The sequence below is a fragment of the Exiguobacterium sp. s131 genome (assembly GCF_018617345.1).
Taxonomy (GTDB): Bacteria; Bacillota; Bacilli; order Exiguobacteriales; family Exiguobacteriaceae; genus Exiguobacterium; species Exiguobacterium profundum.
Genome location: NZ_JACSJX010000001.1, coordinates 1,248,364 through 1,273,524, shown reverse-complemented (window position 1 = coordinate 1,273,524; position 25,161 = coordinate 1,248,364). Strand labels below are relative to the sequence as shown.

At 48.8% G+C, this 25,161-nt stretch carries 27 protein-coding genes; 12 read left to right on the top strand and 15 right to left on the bottom strand.

Annotation, left to right across the window (positions count from 1 at the left end; all coding sequences use genetic code 11):
* Positions 1–125: 125 nt before the first annotated feature.
* The 7 genes from bglA to KNO69_RS06575 all read left to right on the top strand — a co-directional run bounded on the left by bglA (position 126) and on the right by KNO69_RS06575 (position 5,775).
* Positions 126–1,562: a 6-phospho-beta-glucosidase gene (gene bglA, locus KNO69_RS06605; protein WP_214816894.1), complete on the top strand. Its 1,437-nt coding sequence runs from the start codon at positions 126–128 to the stop codon at positions 1,560–1,562.
* Between the two features lie 90 nt (positions 1,563–1,652).
* Positions 1,653–2,462, top strand: a complete 810-nt coding sequence (locus KNO69_RS06600) for an MBL fold metallo-hydrolase (RefSeq protein WP_251124878.1) — start codon at positions 1,653–1,655, stop codon at positions 2,460–2,462.
* A 69-nt stretch (positions 2,463–2,531) separates the two neighbouring features.
* Positions 2,532–2,855, top strand: coding sequence for an ArsR/SmtB family transcription factor (locus KNO69_RS06595; RefSeq protein ID WP_074037016.1), 324 nt, complete (start codon positions 2,532–2,534; stop codon positions 2,853–2,855).
* Between the two features lie 87 nt (positions 2,856–2,942).
* On the top strand, positions 2,943–3,767 hold the full coding sequence (locus KNO69_RS06590; protein ID WP_214816890.1) for an SDR family oxidoreductase: 825 nt from the start codon (positions 2,943–2,945) through the stop codon (positions 3,765–3,767).
* 152 nt (positions 3,768–3,919) lie between these two features.
* The gene (locus tag KNO69_RS06585) at positions 3,920–4,144 is read left to right on the top strand and encodes an excalibur calcium-binding domain-containing protein (protein ID WP_483297357.1); all 225 of its coding nucleotides are present in this window, start codon (positions 3,920–3,922) and stop codon (positions 4,142–4,144) included.
* A gap of 130 nt (positions 4,145–4,274) precedes the next feature.
* Positions 4,275–4,829 carry a helix-turn-helix domain-containing protein gene (locus KNO69_RS06580; RefSeq protein WP_214816885.1) on the top strand — a complete coding sequence of 185 codons (555 nt, stop codon included), beginning with the start codon at positions 4,275–4,277 and terminating at the stop codon, positions 4,827–4,829.
* Complete coding sequence (locus tag KNO69_RS06575) at positions 4,822–5,775, top strand: alpha/beta hydrolase (RefSeq protein WP_214816882.1); 954 nt, start codon at positions 4,822–4,824, stop codon at positions 5,773–5,775. Before KNO69_RS06580 ends, KNO69_RS06575 begins: the two co-directional genes overlap by 8 nt.
* A 36-nt stretch (positions 5,776–5,811) precedes the next feature.
* Here KNO69_RS06575 and KNO69_RS06570 read toward each other — a convergent pair whose 3' ends face one another.
* Positions 5,812–6,648 (bottom strand): alpha/beta hydrolase, encoded by an 837-nt coding sequence (locus KNO69_RS06570; protein WP_214816880.1) that lies wholly within the window; start codon positions 6,646–6,648, stop codon positions 5,812–5,814.
* A 185-nt stretch (positions 6,649–6,833) separates the two neighbouring features.
* Between KNO69_RS06570 and KNO69_RS06565 the strand changes: the two genes are divergently transcribed.
* Positions 6,834–7,592, top strand: a complete 759-nt coding sequence (locus tag KNO69_RS06565) for a glucose 1-dehydrogenase (RefSeq protein WP_078146917.1) — start codon at positions 6,834–6,836, stop codon at positions 7,590–7,592.
* 15 nt (positions 7,593–7,607) lie between these two features.
* Here the strand turns inward: KNO69_RS06565 and KNO69_RS06560 are convergent, their stop codons facing one another.
* Positions 7,608–8,402 carry a helix-turn-helix transcriptional regulator gene (locus KNO69_RS06560; protein WP_214816878.1) on the bottom strand — a complete coding sequence of 265 codons (795 nt, stop codon included), beginning with the start codon at positions 8,400–8,402 and terminating at the stop codon, positions 7,608–7,610.
* 152 nt (positions 8,403–8,554) lie between these two features.
* Positions 8,555–8,815, bottom strand: a complete 261-nt coding sequence (locus KNO69_RS06555; RefSeq protein ID WP_074037011.1) for a DUF1294 domain-containing protein — start codon at positions 8,813–8,815, stop codon at positions 8,555–8,557.
* A 208-nt stretch (positions 8,816–9,023) separates the two neighbouring features.
* On the opposite strand from KNO69_RS06555, the gene KNO69_RS06550 reads away from it, so the two are divergent.
* Positions 9,024–9,812 carry a LysM peptidoglycan-binding and 3D domain-containing protein gene (locus KNO69_RS06550; RefSeq protein ID WP_214816876.1) on the top strand — a complete coding sequence of 263 codons (789 nt, stop codon included), beginning with the start codon at positions 9,024–9,026 and terminating at the stop codon, positions 9,810–9,812.
* Between the two features lie 46 nt (positions 9,813–9,858).
* Here the strand turns inward: KNO69_RS06550 and KNO69_RS06545 are convergent, their stop codons facing one another.
* Positions 9,859–10,299: a cation:proton antiporter domain-containing protein gene (locus KNO69_RS06545; protein ID WP_078146920.1), complete on the bottom strand. Its 441-nt coding sequence runs from the start codon at positions 10,297–10,299 to the stop codon at positions 9,859–9,861.
* 242 nt (positions 10,300–10,541) lie between these two features.
* Between KNO69_RS06545 and cls the strand changes: the two genes are divergently transcribed.
* Complete coding sequence (gene cls / locus KNO69_RS06540) at positions 10,542–12,008, top strand: cardiolipin synthase (protein WP_214816874.1); 1,467 nt, start codon at positions 10,542–10,544, stop codon at positions 12,006–12,008.
* A 43-nt stretch (positions 12,009–12,051) separates the two neighbouring features.
* Here the strand turns inward: cls and KNO69_RS06535 are convergent, their stop codons facing one another.
* The 5 genes from KNO69_RS06535 to KNO69_RS06515 all read right to left on the bottom strand — a co-directional run bounded on the left by KNO69_RS06535 (position 12,052) and on the right by KNO69_RS06515 (position 16,632).
* A complete protein-coding gene (locus KNO69_RS06535) occupies positions 12,052–13,029 on the bottom strand; it encodes a hypothetical protein (protein WP_214816872.1) in 978 nt (325 codons plus the stop codon).
* The gene (locus KNO69_RS06530) at positions 13,026–14,054 is read right to left on the bottom strand and encodes a DUF58 domain-containing protein (protein WP_012726320.1); all 1,029 of its coding nucleotides are present in this window, start codon (positions 14,052–14,054) and stop codon (positions 13,026–13,028) included. The genes KNO69_RS06535 and KNO69_RS06530 overlap by 4 nt, the downstream gene beginning before the upstream one ends.
* Position 14,055: 1 nt before the next feature.
* Positions 14,056–14,964: an AAA family ATPase gene (locus KNO69_RS06525; protein ID WP_012726321.1), complete on the bottom strand. Its 909-nt coding sequence runs from the start codon at positions 14,962–14,964 to the stop codon at positions 14,056–14,058.
* A 113-nt stretch (positions 14,965–15,077) separates the two neighbouring features.
* A complete protein-coding gene (locus tag KNO69_RS06520; protein ID WP_031423690.1) occupies positions 15,078–15,776 on the bottom strand; it encodes an amino acid ABC transporter permease in 699 nt (232 codons plus the stop codon).
* Between the two features lie 7 nt (positions 15,777–15,783).
* Entirely contained in the window at positions 15,784–16,632 is an 849-nt protein-coding gene (locus KNO69_RS06515) for a transporter substrate-binding domain-containing protein (RefSeq protein WP_214816870.1), read from the bottom strand.
* 207 nt (positions 16,633–16,839) lie between these two features.
* Here KNO69_RS06515 and KNO69_RS06510 point away from each other — a divergent pair, with 207 nt between their 5' ends.
* Positions 16,840–17,379 (top strand): GNAT family N-acetyltransferase, encoded by a 540-nt coding sequence (locus KNO69_RS06510; RefSeq protein ID WP_214816868.1) that lies wholly within the window; start codon positions 16,840–16,842, stop codon positions 17,377–17,379.
* A 125-nt stretch (positions 17,380–17,504) separates the two neighbouring features.
* Here KNO69_RS06510 and KNO69_RS06505 read toward each other — a convergent pair whose 3' ends face one another.
* From KNO69_RS06505 to KNO69_RS06495, 3 genes are read right to left on the bottom strand one after another with little or no spacing between them, the layout of a single operon-like run.
* Entirely contained in the window at positions 17,505–17,957 is a 453-nt protein-coding gene (locus KNO69_RS06505) for a GNAT family N-acetyltransferase (RefSeq protein WP_012726325.1), read from the bottom strand.
* Between the two features lie 15 nt (positions 17,958–17,972).
* Positions 17,973–18,686, bottom strand: a complete 714-nt coding sequence (locus KNO69_RS06500; protein WP_214684260.1) for an MBL fold metallo-hydrolase — start codon at positions 18,684–18,686, stop codon at positions 17,973–17,975.
* Between the two features lie 11 nt (positions 18,687–18,697).
* Positions 18,698–19,315 (bottom strand): NUDIX hydrolase, encoded by a 618-nt coding sequence (locus KNO69_RS06495; RefSeq protein ID WP_214816865.1) that lies wholly within the window; start codon positions 19,313–19,315, stop codon positions 18,698–18,700.
* Between the two features lie 124 nt (positions 19,316–19,439).
* On the opposite strand from KNO69_RS06495, the gene KNO69_RS06490 reads away from it, so the two are divergent.
* On the top strand, positions 19,440–19,952 hold the full coding sequence (locus KNO69_RS06490) for a DinB family protein (RefSeq protein ID WP_214816862.1): 513 nt from the start codon (positions 19,440–19,442) through the stop codon (positions 19,950–19,952).
* Between the two features lie 32 nt (positions 19,953–19,984).
* On the opposite strand, the gene parC is transcribed toward KNO69_RS06490, so the two are convergent.
* The 3 genes from parC to KNO69_RS06475 all read right to left on the bottom strand — a co-directional run bounded on the left by parC (position 19,985) and on the right by KNO69_RS06475 (position 24,891).
* Positions 19,985–22,390 carry a DNA topoisomerase IV subunit A gene (gene parC, locus KNO69_RS06485; RefSeq protein WP_214816859.1) on the bottom strand — a complete coding sequence of 802 codons (2,406 nt, stop codon included), beginning with the start codon at positions 22,388–22,390 and terminating at the stop codon, positions 19,985–19,987.
* 2 nt (positions 22,391–22,392) lie between these two features.
* Complete coding sequence (gene parE / locus KNO69_RS06480) at positions 22,393–24,360, bottom strand: DNA topoisomerase IV subunit B (RefSeq protein ID WP_074037925.1); 1,968 nt, start codon at positions 24,358–24,360, stop codon at positions 22,393–22,395.
* Positions 24,361–24,486: 126 nt separating this feature from the next.
* A complete protein-coding gene (locus KNO69_RS06475) occupies positions 24,487–24,891 on the bottom strand; it encodes a CoA-binding protein (protein WP_074037001.1) in 405 nt (134 codons plus the stop codon).
* Between the last annotated feature and the right edge of the window lie 270 nt (positions 24,892–25,161).

Genomic DNA, 25,161 nt, shown 5'->3' with positions numbered 1-25,161 from the left:
ACTTTTTCGTCACTGATTTCATTATATCATGAAAAAAACAAAAGTAATTCAATGTACCGACCTTGTATAATTGTACCGGTACAATTATACTTGACGTGTACGATTCATGTGAAGGAGGACTTACAATGAAGACATTACCGAACGATTTTCTATGGGGAGGCGCGCTTGCCGCTCATCAATTCGAGGGCGGTTGGGACGCTGATGGCAAAGGACCGAGTGTCGTCGATGTCTTGACGGCAGGTGCACACGGCGTCGCTCGCCGGATCACAGACAAGGTCGAACCGAATGAATTCTATCCGAACCATGAGGCGATTGACTTTTACCATCGGTATAAAGAAGATGTGGCCCTCTTTGCTGAGATGGGATTGAAATGTTTACGTACTTCCATCGGATGGAGCCGCATCTTCCCGAATGGTGATGATGCAGAACCGAACGAGGCGGGTCTCCAATTTTATGATGACTTGTTCGATGAGCTACTCAAACATGACATCGAACCGATCATCACACTGTCGCATTTTGAGATGCCGCTCCATCTTGCCCGTGAATACGGGGGATTCCGAAATCGAGAAGTCGTCGAGCATTTCGTCCGCTTCGCTGAGGTCTGCTTTGACCGTTACAAAGACAAGGTCAAATACTGGATGACGTTCAACGAAATCAACAACAAGATGGACGTCAACAATCCACTCTTCTTATGGACGAATTCGGGAGTCCTCTTAGAAGAAGGGGAGAACGCCCGCGAAGTCATGTATCAGACTGGGCACCATGAACTGATTGCGAGCGCTCTCGCCGTTGCCAAAGGGAAAGCCATCAATCCTGACTTCGAGATTGGAGCGATGGTCTCTCACGTACCGATTTATCCGTATTCATCAAACCCAGATGACGTCATGCTCGCCGAAGAGATGATGCGTCAACGCTATTTCTTCCCGGACGTACAAGTACGCGGCTTCTATCCGAGCTACGCCTTGAACGAGTTCGAGCGGGAAGGGTATAACATCCCAATCCTTGAAGGGGACGAAGAAATCCTACAGAACGGAAAGGTCGATTATCTCGGTTTCAGTTACTATATGTCGACGACCGTGAAGAGTGACGTCGTCGCGGACAACAGTGGCGATATCGTCAACGGTGGTCTGCCGAATGGGGTCGAGAACCCGTATATCCAGTCGAGTGACTGGGGATGGGCGATTGACCCGGTCGGACTCCGTTATGTACTCAACCGACTCTATGACCGGTACCAAATTCCGCTCTTCATCGTCGAGAATGGATTCGGTGCCGTCGATGAGATTGTCGACGGAAAGATTCATGACAAAGCCCGAATCGATTACTTGAAGGCCCATATCGAACAATTGAAGCAAGCCGTCCTCTATGACGGGGTCGACTTGATTGGTTACACACCTTGGGGCATCATCGACATCGTCTCGTTTACGACAGGAGAAATGAAGAAGCGGTACGGAATGATTTACGTCGACCGTGACAATGAAGGGAACGGATCGATGGAGCGGATGAAGAAAGACTCGTTTGACTGGTACAAACAGGTCATTGCGACGAATGGAGAGAATCTCTAAATAAGGGTGAGCAAAGAACTGTGAAATGTCTGCAGGTCTTTGCTCTTTTTCGATATAATGAAGAAAAGTGAAAAATTGGAGGGACGCATGATGCAAATAAAGAACTATGGACCGGTGACGGCTGTTTGTGCCAACGTAAAGAACGGTCCATTCGAGATGTCGATGTATGTGTATTATATCGACGGGATGCTCATCGATACGGGAACACGCACGATGCTACCCGAACTTCAACCGTTTTATGAGTCGGTTCCAATCGATCTTGTCAGCATCACGCACCCCCATGAAGACCATATCGGAACGGCAGCCTGGCTTGAACGGACATACGGTGTCCCAATTTACATACGAGAATCCGCCAGGGACATGTGCCGGACGGGGCTAGACATCCCAGATTATCGGGCACGCTTTTCAGGAGACCCCGAACCGTTTCACCCGATTGCCTATTATGACAATCAGATCACATCAGAACATCATACTTATCAGGTAATCCATACACCTGGTCATGAACCGAATCACGTCGTCTTATACGACGAGGAGAACGGTCGGCTGTTCTCGGGTGATTTGTTCGTCCATCCTTATCCGAAGGTGATGATTCCGGAGGAGTCGGTACCTGAACAGATTCGTTCTCTCAAACGTGTTCTGAGTCTTAATTTCGAGGAAGTTTATTGCCAACACGCCGGGCATCTCGAACAGGGAAGGGAGCAACTGACCAAAAAGCTCGATTATCTAGAACGTTTGACTGATAACGTGATAACAAAAACTGCAGCGGGCTACAACATTGACGACATCAATGCCCAGCTCTTCCCCGAACCATCGCCGCTCGTCAAAATCTCCAAGCGGGATTATGACTCGAGACACATGATTGCAAGCATTCTACGTGAAGTGTACGAACAACTTCTTTGACAGAAGGCGGATCACCTAGTATTCTTAGTACAGGATTAAACGTTTAAACTTTTAAACGGAGTGATGAATATGAAACAACCAGATGCCACACCCGAAGTCTCGTTATCTTTATTTGAAGATGCGATTCCATTGTTCCAAGTATTAGCCGATGTCAATCGTCAACGCATCATCGTCGAGATCGCCAAACATGAACGCTTAAACGTCAATCAGATTGATGAGAAGATTGAGTTGTCTCGACCGGCCATCTCGCATCATCTCAAACTACTTCGACAAGCGGGCATCGTCTCATCAGAGAAAGTCGGGACAGAGAACTTTTACTTCCTGACGCTCGAGAACGCGGTCGGACTGCTGAAGGCACTGACACGAGCGATTGAAGACGAATGCATCCTTTGACCTTTCTTTTTGGAAACAGGGAGAAAGGCTTCTTTTTCACCAATGAGTTTAAAAGTTTAAACATATAAACATTATAGGGGAATGAATATGAACCAAAAACAAACGATTGTCATCACAGGAGCATCGAGCGGAATTGGCCGAGCGACGGTCGAACTGTTCAGCAAACGAGGCTGGCATGTCGCCGCTACGATGCGAAGACCTGAAGATCATCAAGAACTGTCTCACCTAAAAGGGGTGTCTCTCTATCAACTAGATGTGACGAACGAGACGAGTATCCGAGAGACATTTAAACAAATCGTCTCGGATCACGGAACGATGGATGTGTTGTTGAACAATGCTGGATACGGAGCGGTCGGAATTTTCGAGGAAGCCTCTCCCGAACAGATTCAACGGAAATTTGATACGAACGTATTCGGGGTCATGAATGTGATCCGGACAGCACTGCCATACTTCCGTAAACAGCGGAGCGGACGGATCGTGACCGTTTCCTCCGTCGGTGGACAGATCACATTCCTAATTTACAGCTTGTATCACAGTTCAAAATGGGCGATTGAAGGATTCATCGAATCGCTCCAGTTCGAGTTGGCACCTTTCAATATCGACATGAAATTGATTGAGCCGGGACCGATTAAGACAGACTTTTACGGTCGTTCCCAAGAACTCGTCCGTGACCAACCGCTCGATGTATATGATGGCTACACAGAGGTTGCGCTCCATAACACGAATGCCGCTGGTGCGAACGCTGAAGGTCCGGACGTCGTCGCCGAGACGATTTGGCGTGCAGCGACCGTCCGGAAGAAGCGTCTCCGCTATCCATCGGGTAAACAGGCAGGACTGTTGATCGCGCTGAAGCGTTATCTGCCGAACCAAGTGTTCTTCTCTATCGTGCGACGTGTCGTAGAGAAAAATTAACATCAAATATCTCTTTTGAACTTCATCAGTGTCGGAAAGAATTTTTTATCTACTCATTCAATGATAAATATCACACAAATTTACCCGATATAACTTGTAAGAGGAGGGGTTTGATGAAAAAAGTCTCACTGGCATTATCGACGTTCATTCTTATGATTGGATTGACGGCAACACCGACAGACTCGGTCGATGCTGCGGCGAAACGCTTCAAAAACTGCACGGAGATGAACAAAGTGTATAAAGGGGGCGTTACCAAATCGAAGACGACCAAAAACAAAGGTGGAAAGACGCGTTATAAACCTTATGTCAATAAAGCCTTATATGACGCGAATCAATCAAAAGACCGCGACAAAGACGGAATCGCCTGTGAACGGTAATCATTAATCATGCATCGAATCAGCCGCCATACGAGGGCGGCTTTTTGTATGGACATAGACAACGATTCGACCACATGATATTATCATAAATAATAACATTATCAAATATGATAACATTGAGGTGGAATCAATGAATCAAGATGTCTTAAAAAGTTTATTGAACCCGATTCGCATGAAAATCTTTCAACACGTTCTGATGAATGAAGGAGTCACGACCGGAGACTTAGCAAAAGCACTTCCCGATGTTCCCCAAGCGAGCCTCTATCGCCATATCAACAAAATGGTACAAGACGAGATTTTATCTGTCGCAAGTGAGAACAAAGTACGTGGGGTGTATGAAAAAGTGTACGCGATTCAAAACAATCCATTGACCGCTGTCAATCAAGTCGTCGAAGAGGAAGATCGTGAACAACTATATAAAATATGTTACACGTTCGCGATGTCACTGCTCATGGATTTCGGAGACTATTTAAAGCGGGACAAAATCGACCTTCAAGTAGACAAGGTCGGCTTTCGGAGTATCCCACTTTATCTGTCTGATGCCGAGAGTGATCGATTCCTAAGAGGTCTCTACGATCTCTTAGAGGGAGTGCTCGAGCATGAACCATCTGAAGAACGTACGTTGCGGAAATTCTCCTACGCGTTCATGCCGGTTGAAGAAAAGGAGGAGATGGATGATGTATAAACAAGAAAATGTGTTGATTCAAGGGGAAACAACCATTGCTGCCACCATAACGACACCCGATCAGGAACGGTCGTCCTTTCCAGCCATCGTCCTCATCGGAGGGACGGGAGGATTGGACCGTGACGGAAACGGTACCGGCTTCAAGTCAAACTTGTATAAAGACTTAGCAGAATGGCTGACGATACAAGGATTCATCACATTACGCTATGACAAACGGGGGATTGGCAAGAGTGGTGGCAATCGACATAGCGTCGGTCTAACAGGACTCGTTGATGACGTGTCGGCGGTCGTCCGTTATCTGAAATCTCATGACCATGTCTCACAAGACGTTTTATTGCTCGGCCATAGCGAAGGATGTATCGTCGCGACACTCGCAGCAGAACGTGAATCCGTTTCTGGTCTCGTCCTGTTGTCTGGTGCCGGTGTCGCCTTGAAGACGAGCATGCAGGAACAGGCACATGCTTTGCTCGAAGAAGTGGGGCGTACGAAAGGGATCAAGGGTAAACTGCTTCGCTTTAGCTTGAATGAGAAGTCGGTCGTCGGGAAACAACAAAAACTGTTCGAGCGCGTCACAACAACGGATCAGGATACGATGCGGATCCAGCTGATGAAGTTCCCTGCCAAATGGTTACGGGAGCATCTTACACACACAGACGTGTCACTTCGAGAACGATTGGTTCAATTGAACATTCCGACGCTCGCACTGACAGGAGACCGGGACGTTCAAACGGACGTCGAGCATCTAGATGAGCTCGCCGCACTTCACGTAGAGCATATCGAGGTACAAAAGATTAAGGACATGGACCATATGTTGAAACATTTCGATGGTGAGATGAGTATTTTGGACGTGAAAAAACATTATCGTTCACAACTCAGTGAACCGCTCCATCCTGAGCTACAGCATCAACTTCACGACTGGCTAAAGCGCCACGACTGGGCATCATGACGAACAAGACAGCGGAAACCTCTCCGCTGTCTTGTTTTATGTATGTAAGAACCGCTCAACATTTTCCATCGAGAAATAACGGCTCCATTGAACGAAGTGTCCACCTGGTACGGCAATCAATTGTACAGAAGGATGAAGCAGTCGTTCCGCTCGTTTGACATGATGGAGCGTTCGCTTCGCCTCCTTCAAATCAATTCCCGTGAAATCCGCATAATACAGGTGCGTCGGGACTTGGACGCGTCGTAACAAGTCCTTAAAATCCAATCCATCATAACCAAACAACAAGTGTAAGCCACCGGTCGAAAGACGGGCCGATTGCTCGACAGCAGAACGAATCGATAACGTCGGCTCGACCCCGATTCGTCGACAGAACAGCTGGAACCGCTCTTCAGAAAACGTGGGGTCACTCTTATTCACTTTCGTTTCAATCCAGTTCAAGAGGCGTCGTGGTGAATGGTGATACAGTAGACGTAAAAGCGGTAAGGCGAATCCGAGGATGCCATATTCCCGATATGGTAGCATAGCGTTCGGTTTATGTCCTTGGTCGAGAAGTATCAAATGCCTGACTTGGTCTGGATAATGGACTGCATGAGCCAGGGCGATGGCACCTCCCATCGAATGCCCGATTAGTCGAACCGATTCAAGGTGTCGTGAGATTCGATACGTCTCGACCCAGTCCGCGAGTACTTTGGACGTGGCGAATGTATGTAGTCCCTCACTTTCACCAAATCCAGGTAGATCTAACAGGTGAACTTCGAAATCTTTATGTAATGCTTCGGCAAATAATTGGCCTTGTGACCCAGTGAATCCTCCACCGGGAAGGAAAAGTACAGGTTCACCTCGACCATGGACGGTTGCATGGAATTGTCTCACGTCATCTCTCCTTTATAAAATGGAGTGCTTTCCATTCAAGTATAAAGATTGCTGGGAGTCAATTGAAGAAAAATCGCCATGTTTCTCAGGAGGCTCGCAACCAAATGTGGGTATAACATAGTGACAGGCAGATTACTGTCATCACACATCGTATACGTTCTGACCTTCCAAAGGAGGAATGAGGAATGAAGCTTTCAGGAAAAACGGCAATTGTCACTGGCGCAGGTTCAGGCATGGGGCGAGCCATCGCCAAACTGTTTGCGGAAGAAGGCGCACGAGTCGTCGCCTTCGACTTGAATGAAGATGCTGTGCAGGCGGTAGTTGATGAAATCAAAGCAGCGGGTGGGGAAGTTCTTGGCATTGCTGGTAACGTGACGAATCAAACGGATATTGACAAACTCGTCGATGCGGCGAAAGACACGTTCGGCTCGGTCGACATTCTCGTCAATAACGCGGGAATCATGGACAACTTCATGACGGTGGGAGAAGTGACGGATGAATTATGGGACCGTGTCCTTGGCGTCAATTTGACCGGACCGATGAAACTTTCACGTGCCGCCATCCAAGTGATGGAGAAGCAGAACCGGGGTGGCGTCATCATCAACAATGCATCGGTCGGAGGATTATTCGGTACACGAGGTGGTGCAGCGTATGTGGCCTCAAAACATGCGTTAATCGGATTGACGAAGAACATCGCGGCGACACATGGCACGCTCGGTAAGATTCGGGCCAACGCCATCGCACCGGGTGGCATCAATACGAATATTGGGTCAACCATCACAGCACCGAGCGAACTTGGGATGCGCGCCATTCAAGGGGCGGGGGAAGCCCCGATGGGAGAACCAGAGCAAATAGCGAACGTCGCCCTCTTTTTAGCATCGGATGATTCGAGCTTCGTGAATGGTGATGTTTTGAAGGCAGATGGTGGGTGGACCGCAAGATAAAGAAAAGAGCCGAGATTACTCGGCTCTTTTCTTTTGGTATTGTTTTCGATAGGCGAGCGGGGTGATTGAATGATGTGCTTTGAATGTCTGTACGAAGTGACTGACGCTTGAGTAGCTCAGGCGATTGGCGATGTCAGCAACCGATTCAATCGAATCCATTAATAGAGTTGCGGCCCGGTCCATTCTTTTAACTTGGACATATGCAAGTGGGGAGGTGTTCCCGAACGTAGTAAACAACCGACAACATTCACTGCGACTTACATTACCCGCAGTCGCGATTCGAGCTAACGTGGGCTTATCTTCTAGATGAGACTCGATATAAGCGAGCATCAGACGAAGGCTCTCCCGTTTGTTCTCATTCTTCATCACTTCACCCTCTTGCTGAATCCAGTAGCGCCAGATGACCGTACACTGCAGTGTCGCATCCATCAATGCGAGTGGACCGTCCGCAGATAAATGTTGAACGGCCCGTTCAATCGTCTGAATAATAGATTGATGACCTCGTTCCGGTTTTATCATATGTATGGACTTTTCAGTATTTAGATATGGCGTCACATATCGCTTCGCCAACTCGGGATGGAACAAAGCAGTCGGATCAAACTCGAGTAACCTCATCGGTGACGCTTCCTCGATTTTCTCAACCATGATACTTTGTCCTCGTGTCAAGAGAACGGCTTCTCTTGGATGAAGGGTGATGCTTACTCCATTCACTCGAATCACGGACGTCCCAGACTTGCAAAAAAGAACAGTGAAGTGATCAGTCACCTTTAATGTCAATGATCCGTGACAAATCATCTCGATACTCTTCAAAAGAGCAATCCTCCTCGTTTCGGAAATTTCCCGACATTTCATTTCGATTGTTCACGGAGAAACACTTTGAAATGAGCATGAACTGGGACGAATCTGACATTTTTAATCATCGTTCATTAAAAGATACAATCGAGTTTCTTCTATATAAGAGTTTAAAAAATCAGCCAACCGGTAAACGCAGCATGCACGAGAATTGCAACAGGCACTCCGATTCGGAATTTCGGTTTTAGCGTCTTATGACGAAAGACGCGCATCGCCAAATAGGCACCGAACGCTCCACCGATCCATGCCATCGTCAACAATGTCCGCTCAGAAATACGCCAAGCCCCAATACGAGAACGTCGTTTATCGACAAAATATGACACAAACGCTAGTAAATTAGTCACAATGTAATATAGCAGTAATAGTTCCAAAGACCAAAACCTCCTTTTTTCTATCTCTAGTATATCTTAAATTGGCTCTGTGAAGCCGTTTCAATAGATTGAAACAATTTTCAGAAACCTCTCATCCTCTTGAATTGTTCTGTAAATGAACTGATAACACTCTCATATCGTCCTGTAATCGCTGTGAAATATACAGGTGTTACAGTAAGGGGGCGTTAGAAAAGGGAGGAATATTCTTATGAAAAAACCACTATTGACACTAACGGCACTCGCTGGCCTTAGTTTAGGAGTCGCTGCTCCAGCTTCGGCAGCATCAACACACACAGTTCAGTCTGGAGATACACTCTATCGTATTGCCGTGAACAACAACGTCTCTGTAAACGACATCAAACAAGCGAACGGCTTAAACTCAAATATGATTTATCCGAACCAAGTCTTGAAACTTGGAAAGGCAGAAGCAAAATCACAAGCTTCTACTGCATCTAAAACGTATACAGTTAAATCGGGTGATACACTTTATCGTATCGCATTGAACCACGGGATCTCTGTCAATCAATTGATGACTTGGAACGGTCTTGATTCAGATCTTATTTTCCCTGGACAAGAGTTCACCGTGAAAGGTGCAGCCGCTGCATCTGTAGCAAACGATGCGAAGACAACAGCACCGAAGACATCGACATCAGCACCTGTAACAAAAACTGCATCGTCTACAACGCAAACCCAAGCTCCGGCTTCAGGTCAGACAATGACAGTTGAAGCGACAGCTTATACACCATATTGTGCAGGATGTTCTGGTATCACAGCGACAGGAATCGACGTTCGTTCGAACCCGAACCAAAAAGTCATCGCGGTTGACCCTTCTGTCATTCCGCTCGGCTCTAAAGTATGGGTTGAAGGATACGGAGAAGCCATCGCAGGAGACACTGGTGGTGCCATCAAAGGAAACAAAATCGATATCTTGATGCCGACACAAGAGCAAGCACTTGCTTTCGGTCGCCAATCAATCACAATCAAAGTCTTGAACTAATTCAAGCTGATTAAAGACACTGCCATCGGGCGGTGTCTTTTTTTGTCTATATCTTCTCCCAAGGATTCTTCACTTTCGTCAGTCCGAGTCGCTTCGCGAGTGGTTTAATCGTCAATCCATGTAGGGCGACAGAGGTTACGACTAAACCGAGTGTGATTGGCAACATCCGTTCCGCATCTTCAATTCCCAGTTCGGCAATCTCTTGTGCAAAGAAACCGGTCACCGTCATCGCAACAATACCTCGAGGGGCAATCCAGCTGATGAGTGCCCGTTCTTGCGCGGATAGTGGAGAACCGAGGAGCGACGTCTGCACCGAGATCGGTCGGACAAAAAATAAGATTCCGAGAATCGACAAGAGGAGAGGCCAGTCGAAAATGGCGAGTAAACTATCACGTGTCAAACTTGCCGTCAGAATGATGAAAACTGTCGAAACCAGTAAAATCGAAATGTTCTCTTTAAACTCACGAAGCTGTTTCAGAATATGCATATGTCCATGCTTTGAATTTGCATCCCTGCAACCGTCATAATCAAGATGGCTGGGAAGTCAAAACGCCAAGCGAGTAACTACGAAAGTGCACCGATGAGGACAAGTAAGCTGCACCCAATCATCATGTCTTCCATAAGCTTCCCCCGTTTCTTCACTTCTTCATTAATGTATACCCAAATCAGGAAAAACATTTGCTAAGATAGTCTGATTTCGGGTAAGAATTGAAAAAAGGGAGGGATACGATGGAAGTGACTATCGGACTCATTATCGTCATATTGACATGGCTCATCTTACTGCTTAATCTCACGTTCGCCATCACCATCATCTTTTTCGAGAGGCGAGACATCGGAACGACATGGGCGTGGCTACTTGTCCTCTTCTTCTTACCGCTCATCGGCTTCTTCGTCTACATCTTCTTTGGTCGATTGATCAAATCACAGAACTTTTATGAAGTCGAGGAAGAGAAACGTGAGGCGTATCATCATCATGTGGCGGAGCAGCTCGACCAATTAGACCAATCCACGGCACCGTTCAATCATCCACTTCTATTGAAACACCAACGACTCGCAAGACTGAACCTCGTGTCGACGAATGCGATGATGTCTTTCCACAACGACATTCGTGTCCTTCACGATGGAAAAGAGAAGTTCGACCAGCTGTTTAAAGACATCGAGCGCGCGACGAAAGAAGTGAACATTCAATATTACATCATCCAAAATGATGCCCTGGGTCAATCGTTGATTCACTTATTAACGGAAAAGGCAAAACAAGGGTTACGTGTCCGATTCCTCTATGACGCGGTAGGATCGAGGGGGCTCAGGCACAAACACTTCAAGGACCTGCTCGCCCACGGCGGGGAAGTCAAATCGTTCTTTCCCTCTAAACTCGGCATCAACTTCCGCGTCAACAATCGAAATCACCGAAAGCTCTGCATCATTGACGGTGATCTTGGCTATATCGGCGGTTTTAACGTCGGGGATGAATATCTTGGAAAAGATGAGCACTTCGGCTATTGGCGTGACGTTCACTTACGAATCTCCGGCGACGCCGTCAAGGAATTATTGGAACGTTTCATCTTGGATTGGAATCGCTCGGTCCCGACAAAAACGAAAGCGCGGAAAGATGACTTTGTCTGGCCAACCGAGGGAATCTCACATCTCGCTGCACCCGTTCAAATCGTGACATCGGGTCCAAACTCGTCGACGGAACATTTAAAGAATATGCTCGTCAAAATGATCACGCAGTCAAAAGAAAGTATTTACATCCAGACACCGTATTTCATCCCGGATGCGAGTTTTCTCGATGCCTGTCGCATCGCCCTCATGGCCGGTACCAAGATCAAACTGATGATCCCGAACAAGCCCGACCATATGTTTGTCTACTGGGCGACCTATGCGAACGCGGCAGAGCTCGTACGCTACGGGGCGGAAGTGTTCACGTATGAGGAAGGTTTCCTTCATGCGAAGACACTTGTCATCGACGGAGAAGTCGCATCAATCGGGACGACAAATATCGACGCCCGAAGCTTCCGCCTCAACTTTGAAATCTCGGCGCTCGTCTTCGACCAAGACGTCGCAACGTCCGTCATCGATGCGTTCGAGCGAGACGAGGCACGTGCCGAGCGGCTAACCCTTGAGCGATATGAATCGAGGACACGTTGGATCCGCTTCAAGGAGAGTGTGTCCCGCCTCCTCAGTCCGATTTTATAATGAAAAACATCCGGTCAGAAGAATCTCCTCTGCCGGATGTTTTTTAGCGTTTTTTCACTTGCTCGACGAGTCGTTCGAAGGAATCGCTGATTGCTTGTGGCGCTTCCTTGTCTCCATACTCTGCGGCCTCTAACCAATCTGCATAGAGCCTGTGGTCCGTGAACTCGATTCGCTGCAACCAATCAGCTACCGTCTCCTCTCGAAGACGCGGGTGCTGCTGTTCCAACTTCCGTCCCGTATCAAGGAGGCGGATCTGGCGAGGCGAGCGGACAATCCGCTTATCTGAAAGTGTCGGATGGTGAATACTTCTCGGAATCATCCCGTCTTCCTGGATGTCTTTTCGCTTCTGCAGATAGAAGAACAATCCTACTCCAAGAAGCAAGATCATTACAAACACTCCGATATAGAACAGCGAGTTATTCGATGCGGACGCGAGCAATGTCTCTTGCGCCACTGTCTCCGCATCTAGGTTCGGGTTATCCGGTACGAGGAAGCGGTTTACGCGATCATTCGGGTCGAGTACGATTCCATCAAACCAGCTCCCAATCCACAAAAAGAATGGAGTGATCCAGGCGACGACATTACCAAACAATAGCTCTTTAATCGTACGAATGATGAGAGAGACAATCAGCCCGATGCCTAGGCCGACGGTCAACATCGTCACCATCCGCTTGTAGTCGCGACGGTAATACAGGTTTCGTTGCCAAATCAAAAAGATGAACGGGAAGAGGACCATCGCGAGCGGTTGCGATGCCGGTGGGAATAACCAGTCTGCCACCAAAAACAAAACGCTCGCCATCGCATAACGGTCCGTCCAATCCAACGTCCGAATGAACGCATGAACGTATGTGAATATCAAAAGCATGATGCTCATTTCATAAGAGAAATAGAGGGCACCGACGCTCATGATCGTCTGCACAATCAGTTGTGTGTTCCGAGGGAGACGAAGTGTCAATAAGAAGAGCAACGGAAACACATGTCCGATGTAAAAGGATGCGAATACCCACCACAACCATCTCATTGACCGTCACCTCCCAAGCGGAGAATCGATTGATTCCCACTATATTTGGCGACCTTTCGCTCAAACAAGGAGCGAGCGAGTGGAAAATCACTCTCGGACAGACAAGCGAATGTCGTCATGATCTTCCGGAAATGTACCTCGCCACTTCCCGGTTGAAGGTCATACGTGATTCCATCCTTCGTGAGCGTCGGGACAATCAGACCGTAACTCGCATTTTCTTTCTCGAAATCGCGACATAATGCGGCCGCTTGCGAGATGAGGCGCTCCATCTGATAGGTGAGGGCACGCCCATCCTTCGTCAACAAGTCGAGCACGATGACATATTCATTTGCTTGTACCGGTTGCTCGGTACGGGCCAGCAGTTCGCCCGTCTTCGCATAGGCAGACCAATATAGCTGTCGCATCGGTTGCCCATGATATGGAGTGACCGATTGGAACGTCTCCGGGTCACGATAGGCACTATGACGAACCATCTCCTCACCTGGGAGAGTAGGGGGACGTTTCGGAATCGGATAGGGCGAAAACTCAGGGAAGACATAGCCGATGCGTGGGAGTGAGTCCTCTTTATAGAGCGAGAACATGCGTAACGGATCCCGAATTTCCATCCCGATAGCCTCAAGGCGGATGGGACCACGCTTCTTCGCATGGAGCGGGATTGTGAAGTCGACAGTCGCATTCGTCTCGACAAAGTTCTCCTGACGCCAAAACGCATGTCCTTCTGATTCCACGGTCGGATGCAAATAGCCGGATAAGCGGACAACGCCAAGCGGGACTTTTGCCGTCGACACAAGTTTCAAGACATAGACGGCCTCGTCATTCGGAAAGAGTTTCATCTCCTCAGTGAGGTCGACATGGATTTGTTCTGCCAATCGAAACATAAAAGATGGCATGACCAGTGCATAGAGACTGAATCCAATCAATAGACTGGCAATCAAGACGTTCCCATAAAGTGCCGTGAAGACCCCGACGACGAACAGGAGCCACATATAGCCGGACTCGAGATAGCGTGGGCTGACTAACTGCATCTTACACCTCTGAGGGGACCGGGATGGTCTCGAGTACAGATTTGATCAACTTTGACGGCTTCGTCTTCAGCGACGCTTCAACCGTCAAGACGATTCGATGCCCTAAAATCGGAAGCGCGAGTGCCCGAATATCCTCCGGTGAGACATAGTCCCGTCCTTCCATATAGGCATGAGCCCGAGCCGCCATCGTATATGCGAGCGTCGCTCGTGGACTTGGTCCGACCTCGATGTCGCGATGGTGACGGAGCGATTCCATCAAATCCAGCAAGTAATCTTCCATCGCCTCGTGGAATCGGACATCTCGTACCTCTTGCTGCATCTTCAACAATTCGTCCTGTTGCAGAGAGAAGGATTCTGAAGCGAGATGCTCATTGCGAATCAGTCGTCGTTCGGAATCTCGTGAGAGGGGAGCAAGTGTCAATTTGAATAAGAAACGGTCCAATTGAGCCTGCGGGAGCGGGAACGTCCCTTGCCCGTCGAACGGGTTTTGTGTAGCAATCATAAAGAATGGCTCCGGTAACTTGAGCGACACTTCCCCGAGTGTCACTTGACGTTCCTGCATCGCCTCGAGCAACGCGGATTGTGTACGTGGTGTCGTCCGGTTGATCTCATCGACAAGTAGAATCGACGTGAAAATCGGACCCGTCCGGCGTTCGAACGCCCCGGTCGTCGGATTGAACAACTCCATTCCTAATATGTCACTCGGCAATGTATCCGGAGTACATTGTACACGCTGGAATGTCGCCGAGATGGAGCTTGCTAAACTACGGGCGAGTGTAGTCTTCCCCGTACCGGGACGGTCCTCGAGTAAAACGTGACCTCCTGATAGTAATGCGATCGAAGCGAGCTTGATGGCTTTCGATTGACCAATGACTTGATCATTCAAATGTGAAACCCATGGATGGTTCATTCAAAATCCCCCTATATTTTTCTGATAATTAAGAAAATCATAGCATAATCGGTTCAGGAGATGTATCAAAAATCCATTTCACTAAAAAAGACCGACCGGCATAAGCCAGTCAGTCAACGTTTCGGAGTATCTAAATATCGTTCAAAATGACGTTCGAGCCATTCTTGGAAGAAGGACATGAACGTACAGATTGCCCAGTAGATCAAAGCCACGACGATATACACTGTCATGTAGTCGAACTCCCGACCACCGACGATCTTGGCCTTGTTGAAGATCTCAGGTACCGTGATCATCGCGGCGAGCGAACTGGCTTTAATCAAATCGAGAAAAACGTTCGAGAGCGGCGGAAGGGCGATCCGTGTCGCCTGCGGTAAGACGACCCCCTTCAATGTCAGCCATTTCCCCATCCCGAGTGAACGAGCCGCCTCCACCTGTCCGTCATCGACCGCACGAATCGAGGAGCGGATGATCTCAGCGATATAGGCGGCGGAATTCAAACTGAATCCGAGAATGGCTGCCGTCAAAGCGGCGAACTCGATCCCGATGAACGGGAATCCCGAATAGAGGATGAACAGAATGATCAAGATGGGTACGCCACGCATGAACGAGATATAGAAAGTTGACGGGTATCGAAGGAGTCGTGTCGGAGACAACTTCCCGAGCGCCAACAAAAGACCGAGCAAGAGACCAAAAAACATACTGACGAACGAAATCCAAAGCGTATTCGGTAATCCACCCAATAGATAAGGAAATGATTGAATCGCCAGGTCTACGTCAAAGATGGCGTCCCATTTAATATCTGAGAACGTCATGCCGTCATTACTTCGTTTCGACGATTGTTGCGTCTACGTCTGGTTCTACCGAAACATCCGCGCCATTGTAGAATTGCTCAGATAGTTTCTTGACCGTACCATCTTCAAGCATCTCATCTAGTACACGGTCGATATTCTCCTGGAGCTCGTCATTTTCTTTGTCCATCAAGAAAGCGACTTCTTGTGGGTTATAGGCGATATCGGGGTGAATCGTGATATCAAACTCAGGGAAGAAGGCAAGGGCCAACGTCTGAAGGTAATAGTCATTCAAGATGACATCGGTCCGTCCTGTTGAAACGTCGCGCAAGTACTGATCGTTCGTCGCGTTGTCATAGATGACTTCTTCTGCACCATATTGTCGAGCCACGTCCATGAAGACAGTCGTCGCCTCACCAGCGGCTTTCTTACCTTTCAAATCCTCGAGTGATTCGATTCCAGAGAGGTCGCTCTTGCGAACGATGGCCGTCCCGTACGTGTATTTATACGGTTTTGAGAAGGCAAACTTCTCTTTACGGTCTTCTGTTACCGAGATATCATTCGCTGCCACGTCGATTTGACCGTTCTGTACACTCGTCAACATGTTGTCAAATGCCGTTTCTTTGAATTCGATCTCGAGGTCAAGACGCTTGGCGACTTCTTTCATGAGTTCGACATCAAATCCTGTCAACGTGTCACTCTCTTCTTCACGGAAAGAAGCGGGGTAGAGGGTACCGGCCGTACCGACCGTCAATGTGCCTTCTTCTTGAATCTCTTCCCAGCGTGTCGTATCTGCTTGATCCGTGCTATCATCACCACAAGCAGCAAGTGGGATTGCTAAAAATAAAGTTGCTGCCAAACCTTTAGTCGTTCGTTTCACAAGAATTCCTCCTTAGATGGTTCATCTGTCTAAAAATAGCATGACTTCAGCGGTCTAGCAACTGTGAAGCATGTATTAAACAGGTGAAATTAAAATTTGAAACGTTTATTCATAAAGCGTTATCATTCCTATGAATGCTAAATTCACACGAATGATACAGAAGTAAAAATTAAGTGAGACAGAATTGATATTGAGGAGGCAGAGCGTATGAGTTTGATTCAAATCATTGCCTTAGATGAGGCGCATATTCATATTGTAAACGATGCAAATGATCCTTTTCCGATCATCGGACGAATCATGCCAAGTTATATGGATGGAAAATGGACATATGTCGAAGAATTAGATGAAGAAGTCAGAGAGATAACATTTCCGGACGATCGATTAGACTGGAAACAATATATCGAACATGACAGTCGCATCCTGTTTTTAGCGATGGATGCAGATGAATGTGTCGGACAAATCCGACTCGTGAAGGATTGGAATCGATTTGCATACATTGAAAATATCGCGGTCCGTCAAACACATCGTAAGCGTGGAATCGGAAAACTGTTGCTTGAAACAGCCGAACAGTGGGCAAAAGAAAAACAGCTGATCGGCTTATCGCTTGAAGCGCAGAACGATAACTTGATTGCATGTCGCATTTATAGAAAAGAGGGATTTCAACTCGGAGGCGTCGACACGATCAAACAATACGCGAATCCACAAATCGAGTTGACCTTGTATTGGTACAAGATTTTTAAGGAATAGGGAGCTTTAAAATAGAGTAAAAATTGCTCTATTTTTTATTAGTTTACATAACATATATTATCAGTAAAAATAATATCTCATCTCATTATCTTAGTATACTTATGATAGTGAGATGAGATTTGAATTTAAGACGTATGCGTATACCGGATCAATGTGACGCCATGTTCTGGTTCGAATTCGGCACTCGGTTCAAATCCAAGTTTCGTATACAGACGCTTCGCCGGTCCGTTATGCTTGCCCGTATGCACGTAAATCAACTTTCCTTTGTGAATGCTCAATATGTGTTCGAGTAACGTCGTCGCCAGTCTCGCCCGAAAGTATGTCGGGTCGATACATAGTTTCGTGATTTCAACAGTTTTCTCAGATGCTTCCACCGTGACAAACCCAATCAACCGCTCCTCGATATATAAGCCATAACTCGTGCCTGGTAAGTTTTGAATGACATCAATCGTCTCATAGCGCGCTGGGATTTCGTCAAACCCGAGCAGTTCCGCTTCGACCGCATAAGCGTTACGTTGAATCTCGAGCATCTGTTGGGCTTGCTCAAATTGATGAATGGCAACTTCTTTCAGCTGCATGGTGCAACCCTCCCGTTAACGGATAAACTTTCTCGCCTGCTTCCGTTTCGCCCGTTTCAACGCCAAATAGAGCCGGTGTGTCCCTTTGAGTGGCGGACCGTGCCCTACGAAAGTAAGGAGTGGTGACAAGTCCACTAGCCGCTCCGCACTCTCGACGGCAACGGACCGATTCCATGTCGCGAGTCCTGGTAATGGGAATAACGGCCGAACATCTCCCGCTACCGCTGCCCCTCCCTGAGTTTGAAAAGCGTCACCTGCAAATAATACCCGATTTACCTCGTCATAGTACGCAATTGACCCTGGTGTATGACCCGCTGCATCGAGGACACGTAAACCGAATAACCGCTCACCAATATCTAGTACCGCATCCGGTGTAGAACGAATCGTCGGCAAAGAACCACGAATCTTGTTCTGCTCTTCTTCCTCTAGCGACCGATCTCCCGATAAGAGGCGGGCATCACGTCGGGAGATGAAGAGTTCAGCGAGCGGATGCTCTGCTTTGATGGTGTCCACCCCACCGACATGATCCCCATGAGCATGCGTTAACAATATCGCGAGGAGTGGCTTGTCTAGCTCGGCGATATACGATAGGATATCGGTCGCGTTCCGCTCCAGCGCCGTGTCGATCAAGACGAGTCCGAGCTCATGCTCAAACAGTTGAACGTTGATTGGCAGTACGGGAGCGTAAAAGGTCAGTTGATGGATATGTCCATATCGTCTTACTTGCATCATTGAGCCTCCTAGTCGAATAAAGTGGTCCAGTCTTCTTCTTGCCAATGCGCGTCAAAGCACATATGAATCTGTTCGATCGTATTTCGGGCAAGGGAGAGCTCAGGTAAATCGTCTCGTTCAAAGAAACCGACGTCACTCGTCTCCACGCCGGCGCTCCCCTCCTCGTCACCAATCAGTGCACACTCGATGAAAAGTTTGTAATAATGCTCCGAGAGAGGTGGGTGTGGATGTTCATGCATATCGAACAAGGCGAGCAACCGTACTGGAATCACATCCAGGCCAGCCTCTTCCTCTACTTCTTTGATGATATTCGAGGCAGGAGAGCGATTCACTTCACAGAAACCGCCGGGTAAGGTCCACAAACCATCTGATCGCTCCTTCACGAGCAGGATTCGGTCATCTTTGAAGATGACGCCTCGCACATCAAGTTTCGGAGTCGGATAACCGTCCACATGAACGAGTTGTAAGATGGCCTCGTTCGATAAGTCCGAGTGCCGTTCATACATCTCTCTTACGATTTCTTGTAACTCTTCGTACCGTTCTCGGTCATATTGATCACGCGTGAACGTCAGACCGGCCTGAGAAAGCGCCTGAATCCGTTTCGCCCACGTCAGCCATTGAGACATATAGATCCCCCTATCTTTTGTCCTACATATCTTTTTCGGCAAATTGATGCATTCTTCCTTTTCATAACTCACATTCTCTGACATCAGTTTTCAATCACGTATACTAAAAGAAAATGGAGGTGAGATGTTGAGGATACGCTATGAATTAATCAGATTCAGAAAAGATCTCGCACGTTATACCATGTCCGACTTGCGATACAAGCATGCCCCGAGCATCTGGTCCATTGGACAAATGTTTGACCATCTCATTTTGGTCGCAGAGGAGTATTTAGAAGAGGCCGACCGCTGCCTACGTGGTGAGGGTGAACTCGGTGGAGAGAAGACGTCTTTTGGAGAAAAGTTCTTCGAACGGGGAGACTTTCCACCGATAAAAATCGAGCTCCCACCTGAGATGAATCAACCACCGAACAATACTGACTCGAAAGATCGATTGCGAGAACGCATGACCATCTTAATCTCAAAGATGGATACGTTGGAATCCCGTTTGAACGATGCAGATGACAATCGAAAGACGCTTCACGGTGGGTTCGGCTGGCTGAATGCGAGAGAATGGTTCAACCTCATCGAGATGCACACGCGGCACCATCGACGACAACAACACGATCTAGAGACATGGCTACGACAAAAAGACCTGTGAACGGCGAGTCAGCCAAATCACAGGTCTTTTGATTAATCGAGATACACGTCCTCGATTTCACCGAACGAGTCTTCGTCAAAGACGAACGAGCCGTTGGCATAGCGATCGAGTAGCGTAAGGGTTTTTGTCTTTACTTGTTTTGCTTTTTCTTTTCCGACGATATGAAGCGTCTCATCCCCATGCACCGGAAGCACACGACGGATTTGGTGCGGTTTTGATTTGACCTCACGAATGAGCATCGTCCCCCGAAGGTTGCGGTTCGTACAGTCGAACTGGTCCTCGAGCTTCATCTTCTTGACCGCTCCCCGTTGCGTCACGAGAACGAATAACGGTGGCATGAAGAAGGAGAAGGCATCGGCGACGAGGTCACCGTCTTTCAGGTTCATCGCCTTCACACCGGCTGCCCGCTGTCCGACGACAGGGACATCATCCTCTTTGAACCAGAGACCGTATCCACGCTCTGAGACGAGGAACAACTGCCCTGGACCGTCACTGATTCCGGCGAAAACGACCTCGTCGTCACCTTTCAGCTTCAAGGCCATGAGTGGTTTCGATTTCCGCTGCGCGTCGTAGTCACGTAACGGTGTACGTTTGACCATCCCGTCTTTCGTCACGAAGAGGCAATGGGCGTCCGTATCGAACGTCGAGACGACGTCTGCCGAGATGACCTGTTCCCCTTCAATCGGGACGAGGTTGGCGACGTGTTGTCCGGCATCCTTCCACTTCGATTCTGGAATCTGATGGATCGGGATGAGGAGGTAGCTGCCCTTGTTCGTCCAAACGAGCAAGTGGTCCGTCGTCATGGCTTGTGTCGTGAGAAGCGGACGATCCTTCTCTTTCATCTCCGGTAAAACGTCACTCGACGCGCCATACGAACGCATCGAGGCACGTTTGACGTACCCGTCACGGCTGACGAATACCATCGTCTCTTCGACAGCAATCATAACTTCCGTCTTCAGTTTCAATTCTTCGACTTCCGATTCGATCACCGAGCGACGGTCATCGCCAAACTCGTCACGCAATGCCGTAAGTTCTTTCACGATCAACTTCCGTTTTGTCGCATCCACGTCGAGGATGTTCGAGAGGCGGGCAATCTCTTTTTGGAGCGCCTTTGCTTCTTTTTGCAACTCGACGATATCCGTATTCGTGAGTCGATACAACTGGAGCATGACGACGGCTTCGGCCTGTCGTTCCGTGAATGAGAACCGCTCCATCAGTTTCTTCTTCGCGTCCGCTTTATCTTTTGCGGAACGAATCAATTCGAGCGTCTCATCGAGGACCGAGATGGCTTGTTCCAAGGCGTCGACGATTTCGGCACGTTTCTTCGCCTGTTCGAGCTCGAACATCGTCCGGCGTGTCACGACCTCTTCGACGTGTTTCAAATAGGCGTCAATGATCGGGATGATGCCCATCTGTTTCGGCGTCCGGTTCACGATGGAGACCATATTGTAGTTATAGGCGAGCTGCAGGTCCGTATGCTTCAAGAAGAAGTGAAGGACACCTTCCGCGTCCGCTTCTTTCTTCAATTCGATGACGACTCGAAGACCCGTCCGATCCGTCTCATCACGGACTTCCGCGACACCTTCGACTTTTTTATCGAGACGGAGCTCTTCCATCTTTTTGACGAGATTCGCCTTATTCACTTCATACGGAAGTTCTGTGATCGTGATCTGTTCACGGCCACCTTTTAATTGCTCAATCTCGGACTTCGCCCGGATGATGACCTTCCCTTTACCGGTCTCGAACGCCTTTAAGATACCGTCTTTGCCCATGACTGTCCCACCAGTAGGAAAATCAGGACCCGTGACGTACTCGAGTGCGTCTTTCGCCGTATCGACCTGGCCCTTCAAGCGTGCGATGGCGAGGTTGAGGACTTCTGTCAAGTTATGCGGTGGGATTTCCGTCGCATAACCGGCCGAAATCCCTGTCGTTCCGTTCATGAGAAGGTTCGGAAGGAGCGACGGCAAGACGAGCGGTTCTTCCGTAGAATCATCAAAGTTCGGTGTATAATCGACCGTATTTTTCGCAATCGACGTCAGCATGACACCGGCAATCTTCGAGAGACGGGCTTCCGTATAACGCATGGCCGCTGCTGGGTCACCGTCCATCGACCCGTTGTTCCCATGCATATCGATGAGCGGATACCGGAGTTTCCAATCTTGCGAGAGACGTACCATCGCCTCATAGACGGACGAATCACCGTGCGGGTGATAGTTCCCGATGACGTTCCCGACCGTCTTGGCGGACTTCCGATAGGGCTTATCGTTCGTATTCCCCTCGTGGTGCATCGCATATAGAATCCGGCGCTGTACAGGCTTGAGTCCGTCACGTGCGTCCGGTAAGGCGCGGTCTTGGATGATATATTTTGAGTAACGCCCGAACCGGTCTCCAACGACCTGTTCGAGAGATAGGTTTAAAATGTGTTGAATCGTCGACATTGTTACATCACTTCCTCAATCGCTTTAGTCACATGTTCATTGGCGATGATCGAATCATCTTCCTGGAGTCCGAAGGCGACGTTCTCCTCAATCCATTCACGACGGTGCGTGACATTGTCGCCCATCAGGACAGACACACGCTTATCCGCAACGGCCGCATCGTCGACTGTGACACGGATGAGTGTACGAGTGTCCGGGTTCATCGTCGTCTCCCATAACTGGTCCGCGTTCATCTCGCCAAGACCTTTGTAGCGTTGGAGGATATAGCCTTTCTTATACACTTTGACGAGCTTCTCGAGTGCCTCTTCGTCCCAGGCATAGTCGAACTGTTCGGACTTGCCTTTCCCTTTTGAGATGCGATAGAGCGGTGGCAAGGCAACGAACACGCGGCCCGCCTCGACGAGCGGTCGCATATAACGGAAGAAGAACGTGAGGAGGAGCACCTGGATGTGTGCACCGTCCGTATCGGCATCCGTCATGATGATGACCTTGTCGAAGTTACAGTCGTCCAAATCAAAATCGTGACCGACCCCGGCGCCGATCGCATGGATGATCGTGTTGATCTCTTCGTTTTTCATGATGTCCTGGAGTTTCGACTTCTCCGAGTTGATGACCTTCCCGCGTAGTGGGAGGATAGCTTGGAACGTACGGTCCCGCCCTTGTTTGGCTGAACCACCGGCCGAGTCACCCTCGACGAGAAAGAGCTCGTTCTTAGCAGCATTCTTTGACGTCGCAGGCGTCAATTTTCCGTTCAAGATGCTCGAGCGTTTCTTTTTCTTCCCGTTACGGGCCTCTTCCCGTGCCTTGCGGGCCGCCTCGCGAGCCTGTGCCGCACGAATCGCCTTCTTGATGAGCATCGTTGCCATCTGAGGGTTCTCTTCTAAGAAGATCGTCAACTGTTTCGCCATGACGCTGTCAGCGCTCGCACGTGCCTCCGGTGACCCGAGTTTCGACTTCGTCTGCCCTTCGAACTGGAGGAATTCCTCCGGGATCCGGACCGACACGATGAGCGTGAGTCCCTCACGGACGTCGCCGCCGTCGAGATTTTTATCTTTCTCTTTGAGTAAACCGTTCTTCCGTGCATATTCGTTCATGATTCGGGTCATCGCCGTCTTGGCACCGACCTCGTGCGTTCCACCATCGCGTGTCCGGACGTTGTTGACGAACGAGAGCACATTTTCGGAATAGGCGTCCGTGAACTGAAACGCGAGTTCGATCTCGATCTCATTCTCGACCCCTTCGAAATAGACGATTGGGTGGAGTGTCGCCTTATCGTCGTTCAAGTATTGGACGAACTCGGCAATCCCTTCCTCGTAATGGAACGTCTCTTGCTTCTCCGTACGCTCATCAGTGAGCGTGATCGTCAATCCTTTTAAGAGGAAAGCCGATTCACGGAGGCGTTCGGCGAGCGTGTCATAGTTATACGTCGTCGTTGAGAAGATGGTCGCATCCGGTTTGAAATAGACACTCGTGCCGGTTTGGCGTGTCTTGCCTGTCTCAATCAGTGTCGTTTGAGGCACACCGCCGTCTGCAAAGGTCTGTTCGAACACTTTTCCGTCACGATAAATCGTCACGACGACCTTGCTTGATAGGGCGTTGACGACCGAAGCACCGACGCCGTGGAGTCCACCAGACGTCTTGTATCCGCCTTGTCCGAACTTTCCTCCAGCGTGAAGGACCGTAAAAATGACTTCTGGGGTAGGCTTTCCAGAGGCGTGCATTCCTGTCGGCATCCCGCGGCCGTGGTCACGGACCGTGATGGCATCGTCCTTATGAATCGTCACATCGATTTGACCGCCGAACCCGGCGAGCGCCTCATCGATCGCGTTGTCGACGATCTCATAGACGAGATGGTGAAGTCCGCGATGGTCGGTTGACCCGATGTACATCCCCGGTCGTTTCCGCACGGCCGTGAGTCCTTCGAGCACCTGGATGGCGTCTTCATTGTAATTAAATAGATCTGTTGACATAGCAGTCACCTCAATTTCGAACACACGTTCGTTTTTCTTTCCTATTGTATAGCTGTTCATCGATTCTGGCAAGCCTCCCTTGTCAGCCATCGCTGAAAAAAAGGAGACCTACCAAGGAGGTAGGTCTTATCCGAGTAGACGAGCATGCTCCACGTACAGGCAGCGGTTCTCGATATAATCGAGCCCGGCGTCACGCACGATTTGCTCCGCCTCAGCACTTGAGAGACCGAGCTGGTTGAAGACGAGCCCGACATCCCCATGTCGTACCGCATCTTCCGCGACGCCCGCTAAAAATTCGCTGCGACGGAACACGTCGACGATATCGATTCTACCCGGGATGCTCTCGACGGACGGATACGCCTTACGGCCGTTCCACTCCTCGAGCATCGGGTTGACAGGGATGACGGTATACCCGACACGAAGCAAATACTCCGCAATCTGGTTGGCCGTCTTGTTCGGGTTGTCGGACACACCGACGACCGCGATGGTCTTCGCTTCAGACAAAAGTTGCTTCAAACGCTGATCATCCATCCAAAATCCCCCTTTGGTTTACGTTTACAGTGTAACGTTACCTTCCTTCCTGTTTCAAGTCTTATTTTCATCATAAGGTATAATGACTCAACATTACAATTTCAAAACAAACCAATATGGTTTACATAACAAATTATTGTCTACCGTTTATTTTGCTATAAAATCAATCGGTTGATTAACCACTCGATTGAGATACAATCACGCAATTCATGTACATTGCGTGAAATATCTATTTCACGCAATAATACACACGAGATAAGAGCGCTTTTG